This window comes from Ilumatobacter sp. (genome assembly GCF_046290335.1).
Classification (GTDB): Bacteria; Actinomycetota; Acidimicrobiia; order Acidimicrobiales; family Ilumatobacteraceae; genus Ilumatobacter_A.
In genome coordinates this window covers 991,242-1,007,090 of sequence record NZ_JBKAGH010000001.1, presented here as the reverse complement: position 1 = coordinate 1,007,090, position 15,849 = coordinate 991,242, and the positions used below count along the sequence as shown (strand labels likewise).

Genomic DNA, 15,849 nt, shown 5'->3' with positions numbered 1-15,849 from the left:
CGATGTGGGACATGACACGTCCAACTCGGGAATACGCGCGGTCCGTCGACCATCCACCCGCACGCGCGTGTGTTCGTTTACCGTTTTCCCGATGCGAGTTGGGCCGTCCACACATGACCATCGCCGCACGTCGACCAACACGTCGACGAGCGTCTTCGACCGCATCGCGAGCGAGCTCGCGGCTGCCGGTATCCGCAGTTCGAGCACGGATGCGAGCGACGACGACACGACCGAGATCGAGCGACTCGGGGATCTGTCCGCTGATGCGTCCGGGCCGGGCGGCATCTTGATCGACGGGACCAGTTCATGGCCGGCGCCCGACATCTCGACGCAGATGCGACGGCCGATCCTCGCCGAACGCCAGTGCTCGCGCACCGGGTGCTCCGACGCCGCGGCCGTGACCCTCAGCTACCACTACGGCCAATCACACGTCTGGATCGATCATCTCTATCCGGAGCGTGAGCCGCACATGTACGACATGTGTGAGCGGCACGCCGAGCGGCTGTCGGTGCCTCAGGGGTGGCATCTCGACGATCGCCGCGGCGTGCGTCGCGGTGCGCTCATCGCGGTCTGACGCTGCGTCCGGCGAGCGCTGCTGACAGCGGCCGGTAGCGTCGTCGCCGTGGCGCGCGCGACATCACCGCCGAGCACCGACCACGATGCGTCGACCTGGGGATCCTGGTGGGTCGGTACGTGGATGGTCGGGGTGCTGGCGGGCTCGTTGGTGGTCACGGTGTTGTTCTCGCCCCGCGGTGGGGACGACCCGGTTGCGGGTTCGTTCGGCGACACGCTCGACGCACCGATCGGCGTCCTCGCCGCCTCGCTGATCGTGCTGTGGTCGACCTACCTCGTCGGGATGTGGTGGTCGTCGAAGCGGATCGGTTCCGGTTCGTTCGTCGCCGACTTCGGCGTGAGGTTCTCGCCGATCGATCTGCTCGGCCTCCCGATCGGCATCGCCGCGCAAGTGGGTCTCGTGTGGGTCGTGTACGTCCCGCTGCGGGCGATCTGGCCTGACACGTTCTCCGCGCAACGCCTGGAAGACACCGCCCGTTCGCTGGTCGAACGCTCCGACGGTGGCCTCATCGTGGTGCTGGTCGCGCTCGTCGTGGTCGGGGCACCGATCGTGGAGGAATTGTTCTTCCGGGGCATGTTGCAGCGACCGCTGCTGCGTGCGGCGCCGACGTTCGCCGTGCAGATCGCGGTCGTCGTCGGCGTGGCGTTCGTGTTCGCCGGCATCCATTTCCGCCCGGTCGAGCTGCCCGGCTTGTTCGCATTCGGGCTGGTCCTCGGGGTCGTCGCCTGGCGAACCGGGCGCCTCGGGATGGCGATCCTGGCACATTTCGCGTTCAACGCGACGGGCGTCATCTCGGTGCTCTGACGGGTGTGCTGGCCGGTGTGCTGTCGGGTGTCGCAGTGCTGGATGCTCCACGATCGGCAAGAGTGCAGCGCGTGACAGCGCAGCATGACGCCCGACCGGGTCGGCCATTTGTCACAATGTCGGTCTGTGATGGGTCGAGCCGATGACTGACGACGTGCGAGACGACCGCTCGGGAGACCCGATGCCGCCCGACGAATCGCCAGCCATCGGGACCGACCACGAGCATCCGTCCGGGGTTGCAGTCGACACGATGATCGACCCGGATGTGCCCGAGACGTCGTTCGGTGCCGACGACGAGTTCGCCGACGGCGAGCAAGACGCTGAATGGTCCGAAACCGCGTCGGGTGTCTCTGCTGGATCGATCACTGGACGCATCGGACGACGGATCGTTCGTCGACCGGTCGACTGGTGGAATCGACCGTGGACCAACGAACGCGTCGCCCGGGTGATCGTCACCTCCACGGCGCTCGTCACCACCACCGTCGTCATGATGATGGTCGTCCACTTCAACCCGCTGTCGCCGTCGCGCGACCTGATCTTCGACGACACGACACCGACCGGCGGCGACATGGGAGCGCACGTCTGGGCGCCCGCGTTCCTGCGTGACCATTACCTGCCCAACTTCCAGCTCAACGGTTGGACGATGGACTGGTATGGAGGGCTGCCGCTGTACCGGTTCTACATGGTGATCCCTGCGATCGCGATCGTGATGCTCGACGCGGTGCCGTTCGTGGCGTACGGGGTCGCGTTCAAGATCGTCGCGATGTCGGGGCTGATCACGTTCCCGTTCGCCTGCTGGGCGTTCGGACGACTCGCTGCGTTCCGGCACCCGATCCCCGAGCTGTTCGCCTTCGGCGGCATGTGCTTCTTGCTCGACGAGAGCTTCGAGATCTACGGCGGCAACGTCAAGTCGACGATGGCGGGTGAGTACTCGTTCTCCATCTCGTTGACGCTCGCGGTGCTCGGACTCGGCCTGCTCGCCAACGGGTTGCGAACCGGCAAGTACCGCGTGTGGGCCGCCGTGGTGCTCTCGCTCGCCGCTGTGTCCCACGGCATCGTGCTCATCTTCGTCGCGGTCGCGGCGCTGGTCATCTCGCTGGTCTGGATCGACAAGACGAGATTCGTCTACGCCCTGACCACCGGCGTCACGCTGATCCTGCTGTCTGCGTGGTGGGTCGGACCGTTCCTGTTCGGCCACGAATTCATGACCGACATGAAGTACGGCTTCCGCCCGAGTGGCGTGAACGACTCGTTCTGGGACATGTACTTTCCGCTCACCCCGGGGCTCGACATTCTGATCACCACGCTCGCGGTCGTCGGCTTCGGCTCGATGATCGTGCGCCGCCACCTCACCGGCACTGCGCTCGGTCTGATCGCGATCGTCTTCGCCATCCTCGTGTGGTTCACCCGCGAGAGCCTGCCGGTGATCGGGTTGCTCTGGAACCCGCGTCTGTTGCCGTTCTTCTACCTCGCTCGCTACCTGCTGATGGTGATCGGTGCGCTCGAGTTGCTCACGTGGATCGTCAACGCGGTTCGCAACCGGCTCGCGACGCGGACGCTCGGCGCCTACGAGAGCGCGGGAGCCTTCACGGCGGTCGGTGTGTCGATCCTGCTCGTGTTCGGCTGGATGTACGAGGTGTTGCCGTTCGACGGGACGCGAGTCGAAGCCACCGCCGACGGCGACACCACCGTCTATGCCTGGGGTCCGCTGCGCAAGACCCCGACCGCAGGACGTGCGGTGGCCGATGGCTGGACGAGATACAACTGGACCGGTTACGAAGGACGGCCCGCCTATCCGGCCTATCACGACGTCGTCACCACGATGGGCGAGATCGGTGACGAACGCGGCTGCGGGCGTGCGATCTGGGAGAACAACAGCGCCAACAGCGAGTACGGCACGACGATGGCGTTGATGCTGTTGCCGCATTGGACGCAAGGCTGCATCGGGTCGATGGAGGGGTTGTTCTTCGAGGCGACCGCGTCCACCAACTATCACTTCATCACCGCAGCGGCCATCTCCGAGAGTTCGTCGAACCCCGTGCGTCAGCTGCGTTACACCAACAACGATGCCGAGCTCGGGGTGCGCCACATGCGCGATCTCGGCGTGCGGTACCTGATGGTCCGTACCGACGCGGCCAAGGCCGAAGCGGCGACCGCCGACGGACTCGAGTTCGTCACCACGTCGGGCACGTGGGAGATCTACGAAGTGGTGAACTCCAACATCGTCGAGCCGCTCACCGTCGAACCGGTCGTGGTGACGCACGCAAGCGACGGGCGCTACAAGCCGAGCGACAATCGTGAGCGCAACCTCGAATTGGGCACGAGTTGGTTCCAGCGCCGTGACGACTGGCCGGCCGTGCCTGTCGACGACGGACCCGACGAGTGGCAGCGGGTGACCGCAGCACTGGTGGAATCCGAGCGAGTCGAACCGTTCGACGATCAGCGTCGCCGCGTCGACTACGTCGAGCCGGCCACGCCCCTCACACCGACACCGCTGCCGGCGATGACCGTGTCGAACGTCGAGATCCGCCAGCAAAGCCTCAGCTTCGACGTCGACCAGATCGGGGTACCGGTGATCGTCAAGATCAGCTACTTCCCCAACTGGAACGTGTCGGGAGCGGACGGGCCGTATCGAGCGGGAGCCAACCACATGGTGGTGATCCCGACGCAGACGACCGTCGAGATGAGCTACGACTCCAAAGGAGCGCTCGACTGGTTCTTCTACGGCCTGACCCTGCTCGGTCTCGGTTTGTGCGTGCTCTGGCGTCGCCGTGGAGACGTTGCCCATGCAGCAGAGCGTCCGTCGTTCGGCCAACACCACGCAGCGCATGCGGGCGCCGTTGCGGATGATGACGCCGTTGGTGATGCAGCCGACGTTGCCGATGACCTTGCAGGCGACGTTGCCGATGACGTTGCGAGCGAGGACGCTCCGACCGGCGAACTCGCGTTGGATCTCGGGGTCCTCGATCCGACCGAGGACACCGTGTCCGCGCCAGCGTCGACCGACGATCCGGCTCGCTGATCGATCCCCGACCGGCCTGCATCGCGGGCTGGAACGCGGGCTGGTCGTCACGAGACGATCACGAAACGCGCGCAGACGCATCACGGGCCCCCGCTATGGTGTCGCAGTCATGTCAGCGCTCGATCAGATCGTCAAGGCCTACGACATCCGCGGTACCGTCCACGACGAACTCAACGTCGAGGTCGCGTACGCGCTCGGTGTCGGATTCGCCTCGTTCGTCACCGACCAGGGTGACGACGTCGTCGTGGTCGCTCGCGACATGCGCCCCTCGGGTCCGACGCTCGTCGACGGATTCACCAGAGGGCTGCTCGAACACGGTGTCGACGTCATCGACATCGGGCTCGCGTCGACCGACCTCATGTATTACGCCTCGGGCGTCCTCGACGTGCCGGGGGCGATGTTCACGGCCTCGCACAACCCCGCCGGCTACAACGGGATCAAGCTGTGCCGTTCCGGGGCCCGCCCGGTCGGCGCCGACACCGGATTGGGCGACGTCAAGCGCGTCGCGCAGTCGGTGCTCGACGGCGCCGAACCTGCCCGCTCCGAGGTTCCCGGCACTCGCAGCGAGCGCTCGCTGCTCGACGACTTCGTCGAACACGTGCTCAGCTTCGTCGACGTCGCCGACATCGGGCCGATGCGTGTCGTGGCCGACACGGCCAACGGCATGGGCGGGCTCGTCGTGCCCGCCGTGCTCGATCGGCTCGAGCACGTGGATTACGAGGTGCTGTTCCCCGAACTCGACGGCACGTTCCCCAACCATCCGGCCGATCCGCTGCAGCCCGCCAATCAGCGTGACCTTCGGGCGCGGGTCCTCACCGGTGGCTACGACCTCGGGTTGGCCTTCGACGGCGACGCCGATCGTGTCTTCGTCGTCGACGAGAACGGTGAGGGCCTGAGCGGATCCACGACCACAGCGATCCTGGCCGCGGCGACCCTGCGCAACCACCCCGGAGCGACCATCCTCCACAACCTGATCTGTTCGCGGTCGGTGCCCGAAGTCGTCGAGGAGCACGGCGGTACGCCGATCCGTACTCGCGTCGGGCATTCCTACATCAAGCAGGTGATGGCCGAGACGGGCGCGTTGTTCGGCGGGGAACACTCGGCGCACTACTACTTCGCCCGCAACTTCAACGCCGACAGCGGCCTGATCGCGTCGTTGATGGTGATGGCCGAGGTCGGTCGCTCGGCCACGCCGCTGTCGGTGCTGCGCAAACCGTTCGAGCGCTACGCGTCGAGCGGCGAGATCAACACTCAGGTCGCCGATGCCGATGCGGTCATCGACTCGATCAGCGCACACTTCGCCGAGTTCCCCCAAGACGACCTCGACGGACTCACCGTGGATTGCGGCTCGTGGTGGTTCAACCTGAGGCCGTCCAACACCGAACCGCTGTTGCGACTCAACCTCGAAGCATCCGACCGCGATGCGTGTGACGATCGCGTCGCCGAACTCCTCACGCTGATCACCGCCTGAGACGACCGTGAACGTGATGCGGCGCCGTGACGACGATCTTTCCGTAACCGACAGGACTTCTCATGACCCTTTCCGCTGACCTGCTCTCGATCCTGGCGTGTCCCGATGACAAGGGGCCGCTCTACTTCATCGCACAGGAATCGGTGCTGTACAACCCGAGGCTGACCCGGGCCTACGACGTGCGTGACGGCATCCCCGTGATGTTGATCGCCGAGGCGGCCACGGTCGATGCCGCAGAGCACGAGCGGCTGATGTCGATCATCGCCGAGCAGGGGATCGAGCCCACCTTCGACGCGGCGAGTGACGACTGACAGCTGGCGGCGGTCCGGACTCTGGTCGAACTCGGCGATTTCGACTCAAGCTCCGACCGTGATGTGCCGATTCCGACTGGACAGAGCGACAAATACTCAGGGACACGAGCTGTGAGCGATCGGCAGATAATCTGCCGACGACCTTGCGGCATGTGACAAATAGGTTACGATTGGTAGTGATGATCTCGAAACGATGGACTCGGCGGACTGCGGCGCTCTTGCTGGGAGCAGCAGCTGTTGGCGTGGTGCCGTCCCTGGCGCCCTCGGTGCCGACGGTCTCCGCACTCGAAAACGTGGGCGCCGGAGGCGAGTTCTTCCCGGTCACACCCGACCGGATCTTCGACTCGCGCGACGCAGCGATCGACGTCGCGCCGCTCGGCCCGAAGCCGATGAACTCCACGTTCGACGTTCCCGTCCTCGGCGTCGGCGGCGTGCCGGAGACAGATGTGCTCGCCGTCGCCGTCAACGTCACGCTCGTCGGGGCGCCCGGCACCGGGTACCTGTCGCTGCGGCCCTCCGATTTCGAGCCGGCTGCTACCGACGAACCCACCACGCTCTTGAACTTCACCGCTGGCCAGACCGTGCCGAACTTCGCCATCGTTGGCGTCGGTGCGCAAGGCGCACTCACCGTCGAGCTAGTCGCCCCGGCCGGTGGATCCGCCCACGTCGTGATGGACGTGTTCGGTTGGGTCGCCACCTCCAACTACGACGGTGACGGCGTCGAGACGCCCGACGAGGCCGACGGCGCTCGCATCGTTCCGCAGGAGCCGCAGCGCATCTTCGACACTCGCGCCGGTCAGCCCCCGGCAACCGACGGCCGCGAGGGCGCGCTGGGTGCCAAGGAGTCGGTCGAAGTCGCGATCCGCGGCATCGGCGGCGTGCCGGACGATCCGTCGGTCACCGGTGTCGTGTTGAACATGGCGGGCATCCGCCCGACGACCGGCACGTACCTCGCCGTGAGCCCCGACCCGGTCCCGGCCAGCGCCGACGATGCCGACACCGCCAACGGCAACTTCTCGGCGGGCGCGATCAAGTCGAACCACGTGATGGTGCCGGTCAACGACGACGGCAGCATCTGGCTGTTCAACCGCCAGGGCCAGATCGACGTCACGCTCGACGTCGTCGGCTACCTCCAGACGACGACCGACGACGCGTCGCTCGAAGGCCGCATCGTGCCGCTCGAAGCCCCGTTCCGTTCTTTCGACACCCGCTCGCCCGACTTCAACAGCACCAAGCTCGGCTTCTCCTCATGGGAGGACTGGAGCTTCCAGGACTTCGCCGGATCGGTCACCCTCGACGGTGCACCGGTCGGCGCCCAGGCCGGCCTGCTCGGCAACCTGGCGGCCTTCCAGCTCGAGCGCAACTTCCCGACGCAGCCGGTCCAGAGCTTCATGACGCTCAACCCGACCGATCCTCGCGACCGCTCGTCCACCCCGGATCACGGTCAGATCGCAGCACCCGGCAACGCCAACCTCAACGTCGGCGAGTCGCAGGTCGTCACCAACATGTCGCTCGTCAGCTACGGCAGCAACGGCGACGGCGACGACAACATGGTGTCGGCGTTCAACTCCAACGGCCGCATCCACTACACGCTCGACGTGTACGCGGTCATCCTCGCCGACTGAGCGACCCTCACCGATCCCGTCGGCCCTCCACCTTCGAGCCGGCCCGGTTCATCGCGCTCGCTGGCTAGGCTGGCGGCACTGGGCTGTGTTGACTCGGGCCTGATGGTCCCGGCCCGGTTCGCAACCGTTTCAACGCGAACCACCGGAGGTTCCACATGCCCGATTCCACTTTTGCAGCGCGCAAGGACTGGCGCGTCGCCGACCTGTCGATGGCCCCGTTCGGCCGCAAGGAGATGCTGCTCGCCGAGCACGAGATGCCCGGCCTGATGGCGCTGCGCAAGGAGTACGGCGAGACGAAGCCCCTCCAGGGCGCACGTATCTCCGGCTCACTGCACATGACCGTGCAGACCGCCGTGCTCATCGAGACGCTCACCACCCTCGGCGCCGAGGTGCGCTGGGCGAGTTGCAACATCTTCTCCACCCAGGATCACGCGGCCGCAGCGGTCGTCGTCGGCCCGAACGGCACCGTCGAAGCCCCCGCCGGAGTTCCCGTGTTCGCCTGGAAGGGTGAGACGCTCGAGGAGTACTGGTGGTGCACCGAGCAGATGATGACCTGGCCCGACGCGCCCGATGGTACGACCTACGACGGCCCCAACATGATCCTCGACGACGGCGGCGACGCCACGATGCTCCTGCACAAGGGCGTCGAGTACGAAAAGGCCGGCGCGGTGCCCGATCCGACCGAGGCCAGCAATCCCGAACTCGCGATCGTGCTCGGCCTGCTCCAGCGCACGCTGAAGTCCGATCCCGGCAAGTGGACCCGGATGGCATCGCACATCAAGGGTGTCACCGAAGAGACCACGACCGGCGTACACCGTCTGTACAACATGATGCGCGACGGCGAACTGATCTTCCCGGCCATCAACGTCAACGACTCGGTGACCAAGTCGAAGTTCGACAACCTGTACGGCTGCCGTCACTCGCTCGTCGACTCGATCTCCCGGGCGACCGACGTGATGATCGGCGGCAAGACCGCGCTCGTGCTCGGCTACGGCGACGTCGGCAAGGGCTGCGCGCAGTCGCTGCAGGGCCAGGGTGCCCGCGTGATCGTCAGCGAGATCGACCCGATCAACGCGCTGCAAGCAGCGATGGAAGGTCTGCAGGTGCTGCCGCTCGACGACGTGATCGGCGACATCGACATCTTCGTCACGGCCTCGGGCAACATGGACCTGATCACGATCGACGACATGAAGCAGATGAAGCACAACGCGATCGTCTGCAACATCGGCCACTTCGACAACGAGATCGACATGGCGGGCCTCGCTCGCTCCGGGGCCACCCGCGACGAGTTGAAGCCCGGCACCGACGTCTGGAAGTTCGACGACGGCAAGCAGATCATCATCCTGGCCGAAGGTCGACTGGTGAACCTCGGTTGCGCGACCGGGCATCCGAGCTTCGTGATGTCGTGCTCGTTCACCAACCAGGTGCTCGCCCAGATCGAGCTGTACCAGAACACGTCGAACTACCCGCTGGGCGTGTACGTGTTGCCCAAACACCTCGACGAGAAGGTCGCCCGGCTCCACCTCGATTCGCTCGGTGTGAAGCTGACCAAGCTCACCGACGAGCAGGCCGAGTACATCGGCGTCGCGCCGAGCGGTCCGTTCAAGCCCGACCACTACCGGTACTGACCGGAACACGTCCCGTTTTCAGCGTCGCCGCGCTCCTGCCCGCCCTCCGGTCCTGACCGGTTCGGCGTCGGCGGTCAGGAGCGTGGGGTCGCCGACGGGGGGAGTGGCGTCGTGGTGACGGGCGAACCCGGCCGGATCTGGAGGCGGGGGAGGAAGATCTGCACGAGCGGACCGATCCCGAACGTGAACGCTGCGGTCCCGACACCGATCGCGCCGCCCATCAGTACGCCTACGACGAGCACGGTCAACTCGACCGATGTACGGGCCAGGCGGATCGAGATCCGGCGGCCGGCGATCGTTCGCTTGGACAACCCGGTCATCAGCCCGTCGCGCGGTCCCGGACCGAGCCCGGCGCCGATGTAGAAGCCCGATCCGATGCCGATCAGCACGACGCCGCCGATCATCATCGCGAACCGGGCGACGAGCAGCTCGGTGCTGCCGACGATCGGCATCGTGAGGTCGACGAAGACCCCGATCAGCAACGCGTTGAGCACGGTGCCGAGGCCGGGAAGCTCGCGCAAGGGGATCCACAGCAGCAGCAACAGCACGCCGGTGATCACGATGATCGGGCCGACGCCGATGCCGGTGAGTTCGCTCACGCCCGTGTGGAACACGTCCCACGGCGCAGCACCGAGATCGGCCCGGATGAGCAGCGTGATCCCGAGCCCGAAGAGGAAGAGACCGATCACGCACCGAACGATCCGTTCGACCGCACGGTCGCTCGGGGCGAATCGTCTGGCCAGGGTCGCGTCGAGCACCTGGGCACGATAGGCGTCGAGCGCGCCGAGCTGTTGGCCGGTGGTTCGACGTGCCGGGTGCCGCCACTGCCAGCTTGCCCGGTAGCCGGGAACGCGCCGTCTGGCAACCTTGTCACAGGGCATCGTCATGATGGGCACCATGATCTTCGAGACACGATGTGCCGGGTGTGATCGGCCCGGTGCGGCCATCTGTACGACCTGTCGATTCGCGTTGCTCGGCCAGGCGCCACGTGCCTCGGCGAACGACGTCGTCGCGGTCCTGGCGTTCACCGGGCGGGTGCGGTCGATCGTGCTCGGGCTGAAGTATCGGAACCGCCGGGTCGTGGGCCGTCATCTGGCAGGGCTCGTCGTCAACCGGCTCGTCGAACTCGGGCTCCACGCCGATCTCGACGTGGTGACGTGGGCCCCGACGTCGTCGCGACGCCGGCGCGAACGCGGGTTCGACCAGGGCGAGTTGATCGCTCGCACCGTCGCCCGCCAACTCGGGCTGCCGTGCCGGCGCCTCCTCGAGCGACGACCTGACGAGACCGGCGCGCAAACAGGCAAACGGCGCGCTGAGCGTCTCGCTGGCCCCGACTTCGTCGCTCGACCGTCGATCGGCGGCCTGCGGGCGCTGGTCGTCGACGACGTCGTCACCACCGGGGCGACCCTCGAGTCAGCGCGGCGCGCCCTGCGAGCTCGTGGAGCCGATGCGGTCATGATCGCGGTCGCTGCCACGCCGGAGCGTCGCTCGGCCGACGTCGTGCCGTTCCGGCGGCCGATGCGGGCAGCCTGACGTGCCAGCGGTCGCCGCCCCGAGATGAGGAAGGAGCGGCGGTAGGCTGATCCGTCGCATGGGCATTCTCGATCGCATCCTCCGGGCCGGTGAAGGCAAGAAGCTGAAGGCGCTACAGGCGATCGTCCCCGACGTCAATGCGCTCGAGGCGGAGATGCAGGCGCTGTCCGACGACGTGCTACGGGGCAAGACCGCCGAGTTCCGCCAGCGTCTCGACAACGGTGAAGACCTCGACGACTTGCTGATCGAGTCGTTCGCCGTCACCCGCGAAGCTGCCGTACGCGTGCTCGGGCAGCGTCACTTCGACGTGCAGCTGATGGGCGGCGCCGCCCTCCACTTCGGCTGGGTTGCCGAGATGAAGACCGGCGAAGGCAAGACGTTGACGTCGACCGCTCCGGTGTACCTCAACGCACTGGCGCAGCGTGGCGTCCACCTCGTCACGGTCAACGATTATCTCGCGCAGTACCAGTCCGAGCTGATGGGGCGCATCTACCGATTCCTCGGGATGGACGTCGGACTCATCCTCCCGGGCAAGGGCGACAAGCCGGCCGACAAGCGTCGGGCATACGCGGCCGACGTCACCTACGGCACCAACAACGAGCTCGGCTTCGACTACCTGCGCGACAACATGGCGCAGACCAAAGAAGCCAAAGTGCAACAGCGTGGCCACTACTTCTGCATCGTCGACGAGGTCGACTCCATCCTGATCGACGAGGCCCGCACGCCGCTCATCATCTCGGGCCGCGTCGCCGACGCGGCGAAGCTCTACTACCGGTTCGCGTCGATCGCCCGCTCGCTCAAGCGCGACGTCGATTACGAGTTCGAAGAAGACAAGCGAGTCGTCGTCCCGACCGAGCAGGGCATCGAGAAGGTCGAGGCGGCGCTCGGCGTCGAGAATCTGTACGACAACGTGCAGGCCAACCTCGTGCATCAGTTCACCGTGGCCCTCAAGGCCAAGGAGTTGTACAAGCGCGACAAGGACTACATCGTCCAGGGCGGCGAGGTGAAGATCGTCGACGAGTTCACCGGCCGCATCCTCGAAGGCCGTCGTTGGTCGGAAGGTATCCACCAGGCCGTCGAGGCCAAGGAAGGCGTGAAGATCAAAGAGGAGAACCAGACCCTCGCGACGATCACGCTCCAGAACTACTACCGCTTGTACGACAAGCTGGCCGGCATGACGGGTACGGCGGCCACGGAGGCCGCCGAGCTGATGAACACCTACGGGCTCGGCGTCGTGCCGATCCCGACCAATCAGCCGGTGGTTCGACAAGATGAAGCCGACCTGATCTTCAAGTCCGAGTCGGCGAAGTTCAACGCCATCATCGACGACATCGAGGAGCGTCACGAGCGCGGGCAGCCGGTGTTGGTCGGTACGGCCAGCGTCGGTCGCTCCGAGTTGCTCGGGCGGCTGCTGGCCGATCGGGCGATCCCGTGCGAGGTGCTCAACGCGAAGCAGCACAGTCGTGAAGCCGAGATCGTGTCGCAGGCTGGTCGCCTCGGCGCCGTCACCGTCGCGACCAACATGGCGGGTCGAGGTGTCGACATCCTGCTGGGTGGCAATCCGGAGGGCCTCGCTCGCCGCGACGTCTTGAAGGCCGGATTCGACGAGGGCCTCCTCGCGCACGACTTCGAACTGCCCGTTCCGGTCGAGCAGATGCCCGAAGACTTCCAGGTCGAACGTAAGAAGGCCCAGGCGCTCTACGACGAGAAGCTCGCCGAACACGGCGCGGTGTGCCGGGCCGAAGGGGACAAGGTCCGCGAGCTCGGCGGCCTCTACGTGGTCGGTTCCGAGCGTCACGACAGCCGCCGCATCGACAACCAGTTGCGTGGTCGTTCCGGCCGCCAGGGCGATCCGGGCGAGTCTCGCTTCTTCCTCAGCCTCGAAGACGATCTGATGCGCCTGTTCGCGACCGGCGCGCTCAACTACGTCATGGGCCGAGCGCTGCCCGACGACGAGGCGATCGAAGCCAAGATGGTCACCAAGGCGATCGAGCGAGCGCAGACCACCGTCGAGACGAAGAACGCCGAGATCCGCAAGAACGTCCTCAAGTACGACGAGGTGATGAACGAGCAGCGCAAGGTGATCTACAAGCGCCGCGATCAGATCCTCGACGGCGAAGATCTCCGCTCGGCTGGCATGGAATACCTCGCCGACGCCGTCGATGCGTTGATCAGCACGCACTGCGCGAGCGTGGCCGACGACGAGTGGGACATCGAAGGCCTGGCGAAGGAACTCAAGCTCTACTGGCCGAACTCGGTCGAGGAGGAGCAGTTGCGCGGCGCGGCCGACACCGACGAGATCTACGACCTCGTCATGGCCAACGCGACGGCCCACTACGAGCGACGCGAAGAAGAACTCGGACCCGAGGTGTTGCGCCAGGTCGAGCGTCAGGTGATGCTGCGCATCATCGACCAGCGCTGGCGTGAACACCTCGAGGAGATGGACTATCTCCAGGGTGGCATCAACCTGCGAGCGATGGGTCAGAAGGACCCGCTCGTGGAGTGGCAGCGCGAAGGCTTCGAGATGTTCGGCGCCATGATGACCGGCATCGCCCAGGACTTCGTCAAGTACGTCATGCACGTCCAGGTGGTGCAGAACGCCGCAGGGCAGCCCAACGCCCGCGACGGCCAGGCGGCGATCGCCGACCCGGCCGACGCGAACAACAATGGCGTGATCGACGCCGACGAGGGCCCGGTCGTGTCCAATCTGCAGACCAGCTCTTCCGACGACGTCGAGTCGAGCGGGTTCGCCGCGGCGGCTCGGGCGTCGGTTGCGTCGGGCGAGCTTCCACCCGAGGCGGCCCCGGTCGCAGCGACACCGGCCAAGCAGCAGACGATCGTCAAGGACGATTTCTCCAAGACCCCGCGTAACGCGCCGTGCCCGTGCGGGAGCGGGAAGAAGTTCAAGAACTGCCACGGCGAGAGCTGAGCGGCGGCCCATGCGAGATTTCACGCAAGACATCCGAGCCGCGCAACGGCGACTGGACGAAGCACGCAGCTACCTGTCGATCGACGACAACCGCGAACGATTCGCCGTTCTCGAAGCCGAGATCGCCGATCCGGCGCTCTGGGACGATCAGAACCGAGCGAAGCGTCTCAATTCCGAGTACGCCAACCTGAAGGACGACCTGGACACGTTCGATCGTCTGACGGCGCAACTCGGCGACGTCGAGGTGCTCCACGAACTCGCCCGTGAGGAAGACGACGAGTCGCAGGAACCGGAGATCGAGTCGCAGATCGCGTCGGTGGCCGACAAGCTCAGCGGCCTCGAACTGCGGAGCCTGTTCACTGGTGAACACGACGAAGCCGACTGCATCGTGCAGATCAATGCCAAAGACGGTGGTGTCGATGCGCAGGACTTCTCGGAGATGCTGCTGCGGATGTACGAGAAGTGGTGTGAGCGGCGCGGCTTCACGATCGAGCTCAACGGCGTGTCCGAAGGCCAAGAAGCCGGGATCATGTCGGCCGAGGTCACGATCTCGGGCCGCTACGCGTACGGGTTGATGAGCGCCGAGCGAGGTACCCACCGGCTCGTACGGATCAGCCCGTTCGACAACCAGGGCCGGCGCCAGACCTCCTTCGCGGCGGTGCAGGTGTGGCCGCTGCTCGAAGACGTCGATGTCGAGATCGACGAATCCGACCTCGAGATGCAGGTGTTCCGCGCGTCCGGGGCGGGCGGCCAGCACATCAACAAGACCTCGTCGGCGGTGCGCCTCATCCACCATCCCACGGGCCTGGTGGCGAGCAGCCAGGAAGAGCGCAGCCAGCTCCAGAACCGTGAGCGCGCCATGGCGCGGCTGAGCGCGATGATCGCGGCGAAGGCCGAGGAAGACCGCCAAGCCGAACTCGACGCGATCGCCGGCAAGCAAGCCCAGGTCGGCTGGGGCAGCCAGATTCGCAGCTACGTGATGCAGCCCTACCAGATGGTGAAGGATCTCCGCACCGAGATCGAGACCTCGAACGTGAGCGCCGTGTTCGACGGCGACATCGACATGTTGATCGAGGGCTACCTGCAACTCAAGCGAGCGCAGGGCGACTCGACGACGAGTTCGGCCGCGAACCCGGCCTGACGTCACCCCGCTCGTCTGCCCCGACGTCACGTCCGACGTCACGTTGCGGGGTGCCACCGTTCGGCCCGCGTGCAGCGGTACCGTATTCCAGCCCTCCAACCGGGCCCTACTCACCATGATTCGACTCGAGAACGTCACCAAGAGCTACTCCTCGGAAGTCGTCGCGCTGAAAGATGCCAGCTTCGACGTCGCGAAGGGTGAGTTCGTCTTCCTCGTCGGCCCGTCGGGGTCCGGCAAGAGCACGCTGTTGCGCATGCTCAACCGCCAGGAGCGACCCGAACGCGGCGCGGTGTGGGTCGCCGGGCGCAACATCGTCGACCTGCCGAGCGGGCGCATCCCGATGCTGCGCCGCAACATCGGCAACATCTTCCAGGACTACAAGCTGCTGCTCGAGAAGAACGTGTTCGAGAACGTCGCGTTCGCGCAAGAGGTGATCGGCCGTCCCAAGCACGTCATCAAACAGCAGGTCCCGGCCGTGCTCGATCTCGTCGGCCTCGCCGGCAAGGAGGAGCGACTCCCGAACCAGCTCTCCGGTGGCGAGCAGCAGCGCGTATCGATCGCCCGTGCGTTCGTCAACCGGCCGTTGATCCTCCTCGCAGACGAACCGACCGGCAACCTCGACCCGGCGACGGGCGAAGGCATCATGCGCCTGCTCGATCGCATCAACAAGACGGGGACCACCGTCGTCATGGCGACGCACGACCAACGCATCGTCAACACGATGCGCAAGCGCGTCATCCAACTCGATCGCGGCATCATCGTGCGCGACCAGGCGCGCGGCGTCTACGAGTAATCGAGAAAGGCCGCCGAT

General features: G+C 66.0%; 12 protein-coding genes. 11 read left to right on the top strand and 1 reads right to left on the bottom strand.

The window, feature by feature from the left end; genetic code table 11:
• The first annotated feature begins 91 nt into the window (after positions 1–91).
• The 7 genes from ACE37B_RS04595 to ahcY all read left to right on the top strand — a co-directional run bounded on the left by ACE37B_RS04595 (position 92) and on the right by ahcY (position 9,435).
• Entirely contained in the window at positions 92–574 is a 483-nt protein-coding gene (locus tag ACE37B_RS04595; protein WP_409922099.1) for a DUF3499 family protein, read from the top strand.
• Positions 575–622: 48 nt separating this feature from the next.
• Entirely contained in the window at positions 623–1,378 is a 756-nt protein-coding gene (locus ACE37B_RS04590) for a CPBP family intramembrane glutamic endopeptidase (protein WP_409922098.1), read from the top strand.
• Positions 1,379–1,520: 142 nt separating this feature from the next.
• Complete coding sequence (locus tag ACE37B_RS04585) at positions 1,521–4,400, top strand: hypothetical protein (RefSeq protein ID WP_409922097.1); 2,880 nt, start codon at positions 1,521–1,523, stop codon at positions 4,398–4,400.
• A 109-nt stretch (positions 4,401–4,509) separates the two neighbouring features.
• Positions 4,510–5,871: a phosphomannomutase/phosphoglucomutase gene (gene manB / locus ACE37B_RS04580; RefSeq protein WP_409922096.1), complete on the top strand. Its 1,362-nt coding sequence runs from the start codon at positions 4,510–4,512 to the stop codon at positions 5,869–5,871.
• Positions 5,872–5,933: 62 nt separating this feature from the next.
• Positions 5,934–6,182 (top strand): Trm112 family protein, encoded by a 249-nt coding sequence (locus ACE37B_RS04575; RefSeq protein ID WP_409922095.1) that lies wholly within the window; start codon positions 5,934–5,936, stop codon positions 6,180–6,182.
• A 179-nt stretch (positions 6,183–6,361) separates the two neighbouring features.
• Positions 6,362–7,807, top strand: coding sequence for a hypothetical protein (locus ACE37B_RS04570; protein ID WP_409922094.1), 1,446 nt, complete (start codon positions 6,362–6,364; stop codon positions 7,805–7,807).
• 155 nt (positions 7,808–7,962) lie between these two features.
• Positions 7,963–9,435 carry an adenosylhomocysteinase gene (gene ahcY, locus ACE37B_RS04565; RefSeq protein ID WP_409922093.1) on the top strand — a complete coding sequence of 491 codons (1,473 nt, stop codon included), beginning with the start codon at positions 7,963–7,965 and terminating at the stop codon, positions 9,433–9,435.
• A gap of 74 nt (positions 9,436–9,509) precedes the next feature.
• On the opposite strand, the gene ACE37B_RS04560 is transcribed toward ahcY, so the two are convergent.
• The gene (locus ACE37B_RS04560; protein ID WP_409922092.1) at positions 9,510–10,322 is read right to left on the bottom strand and encodes a YczE/YyaS/YitT family protein; all 813 of its coding nucleotides are present in this window, start codon (positions 10,320–10,322) and stop codon (positions 9,510–9,512) included.
• A gap of 10 nt (positions 10,323–10,332) precedes the next feature.
• On the opposite strand from ACE37B_RS04560, the gene ACE37B_RS04555 reads away from it, so the two are divergent.
• The 4 genes from ACE37B_RS04555 (at position 10,333) to ftsE (ending at position 15,831) form a co-directional block, all read left to right on the top strand.
• Complete coding sequence (locus ACE37B_RS04555; RefSeq protein ID WP_409922091.1) at positions 10,333–10,968, top strand: ComF family protein; 636 nt, start codon at positions 10,333–10,335, stop codon at positions 10,966–10,968.
• A gap of 58 nt (positions 10,969–11,026) precedes the next feature.
• The gene (secA, locus tag ACE37B_RS04550) at positions 11,027–13,897 is read left to right on the top strand and encodes a preprotein translocase subunit SecA (RefSeq protein WP_409922090.1); all 2,871 of its coding nucleotides are present in this window, start codon (positions 11,027–11,029) and stop codon (positions 13,895–13,897) included.
• 10 nt (positions 13,898–13,907) lie between these two features.
• Positions 13,908–15,038 (top strand): peptide chain release factor 2, encoded by a 1,131-nt coding sequence (gene prfB, locus ACE37B_RS04545; RefSeq protein ID WP_409922089.1) that lies wholly within the window; start codon positions 13,908–13,910, stop codon positions 15,036–15,038.
• Between the two features lie 115 nt (positions 15,039–15,153).
• Positions 15,154–15,831 (top strand): cell division ATP-binding protein FtsE, encoded by a 678-nt coding sequence (gene ftsE / locus ACE37B_RS04540; protein ID WP_409922088.1) that lies wholly within the window; start codon positions 15,154–15,156, stop codon positions 15,829–15,831.
• Positions 15,832–15,849 lie beyond the last annotated feature (18 nt).

Coding starts and splice junctions, on each gene's coding strand:
- ACE37B_RS04595 (WP_409922099.1), top strand. CDS start 92: ATGCGAGTTGGGCCGTCCACACATGACCATCGCCGCACGTCGACCAAC.
- ACE37B_RS04585 (WP_409922097.1), top strand. CDS start 1,521: ATGACTGACGACGTGCGAGACGACCGCTCGGGAGACCCGATGCCGCCC.
- manB (WP_409922096.1), top strand. CDS start 4,510: ATGTCAGCGCTCGATCAGATCGTCAAGGCCTACGACATCCGCGGTACC.
- ACE37B_RS04575 (WP_409922095.1), top strand. CDS start 5,934: ATGACCCTTTCCGCTGACCTGCTCTCGATCCTGGCGTGTCCCGATGAC.
- ACE37B_RS04570 (WP_409922094.1), top strand. CDS start 6,362: ATGATCTCGAAACGATGGACTCGGCGGACTGCGGCGCTCTTGCTGGGA.
- ahcY (WP_409922093.1), top strand. CDS start 7,963: ATGCCCGATTCCACTTTTGCAGCGCGCAAGGACTGGCGCGTCGCCGAC.
- ACE37B_RS04560 (WP_409922092.1), bottom strand. CDS start 10,322: ATGACGATGCCCTGTGACAAGGTTGCCAGACGGCGCGTTCCCGGCTAC.
- ACE37B_RS04555 (WP_409922091.1), top strand. CDS start 10,333: ATGATCTTCGAGACACGATGTGCCGGGTGTGATCGGCCCGGTGCGGCC.
- secA (WP_409922090.1), top strand. CDS start 11,027: ATGGGCATTCTCGATCGCATCCTCCGGGCCGGTGAAGGCAAGAAGCTG.
- prfB (WP_409922089.1), top strand. CDS start 13,908: ATGCGAGATTTCACGCAAGACATCCGAGCCGCGCAACGGCGACTGGAC.
- ftsE (WP_409922088.1), top strand. CDS start 15,154: ATGATTCGACTCGAGAACGTCACCAAGAGCTACTCCTCGGAAGTCGTC.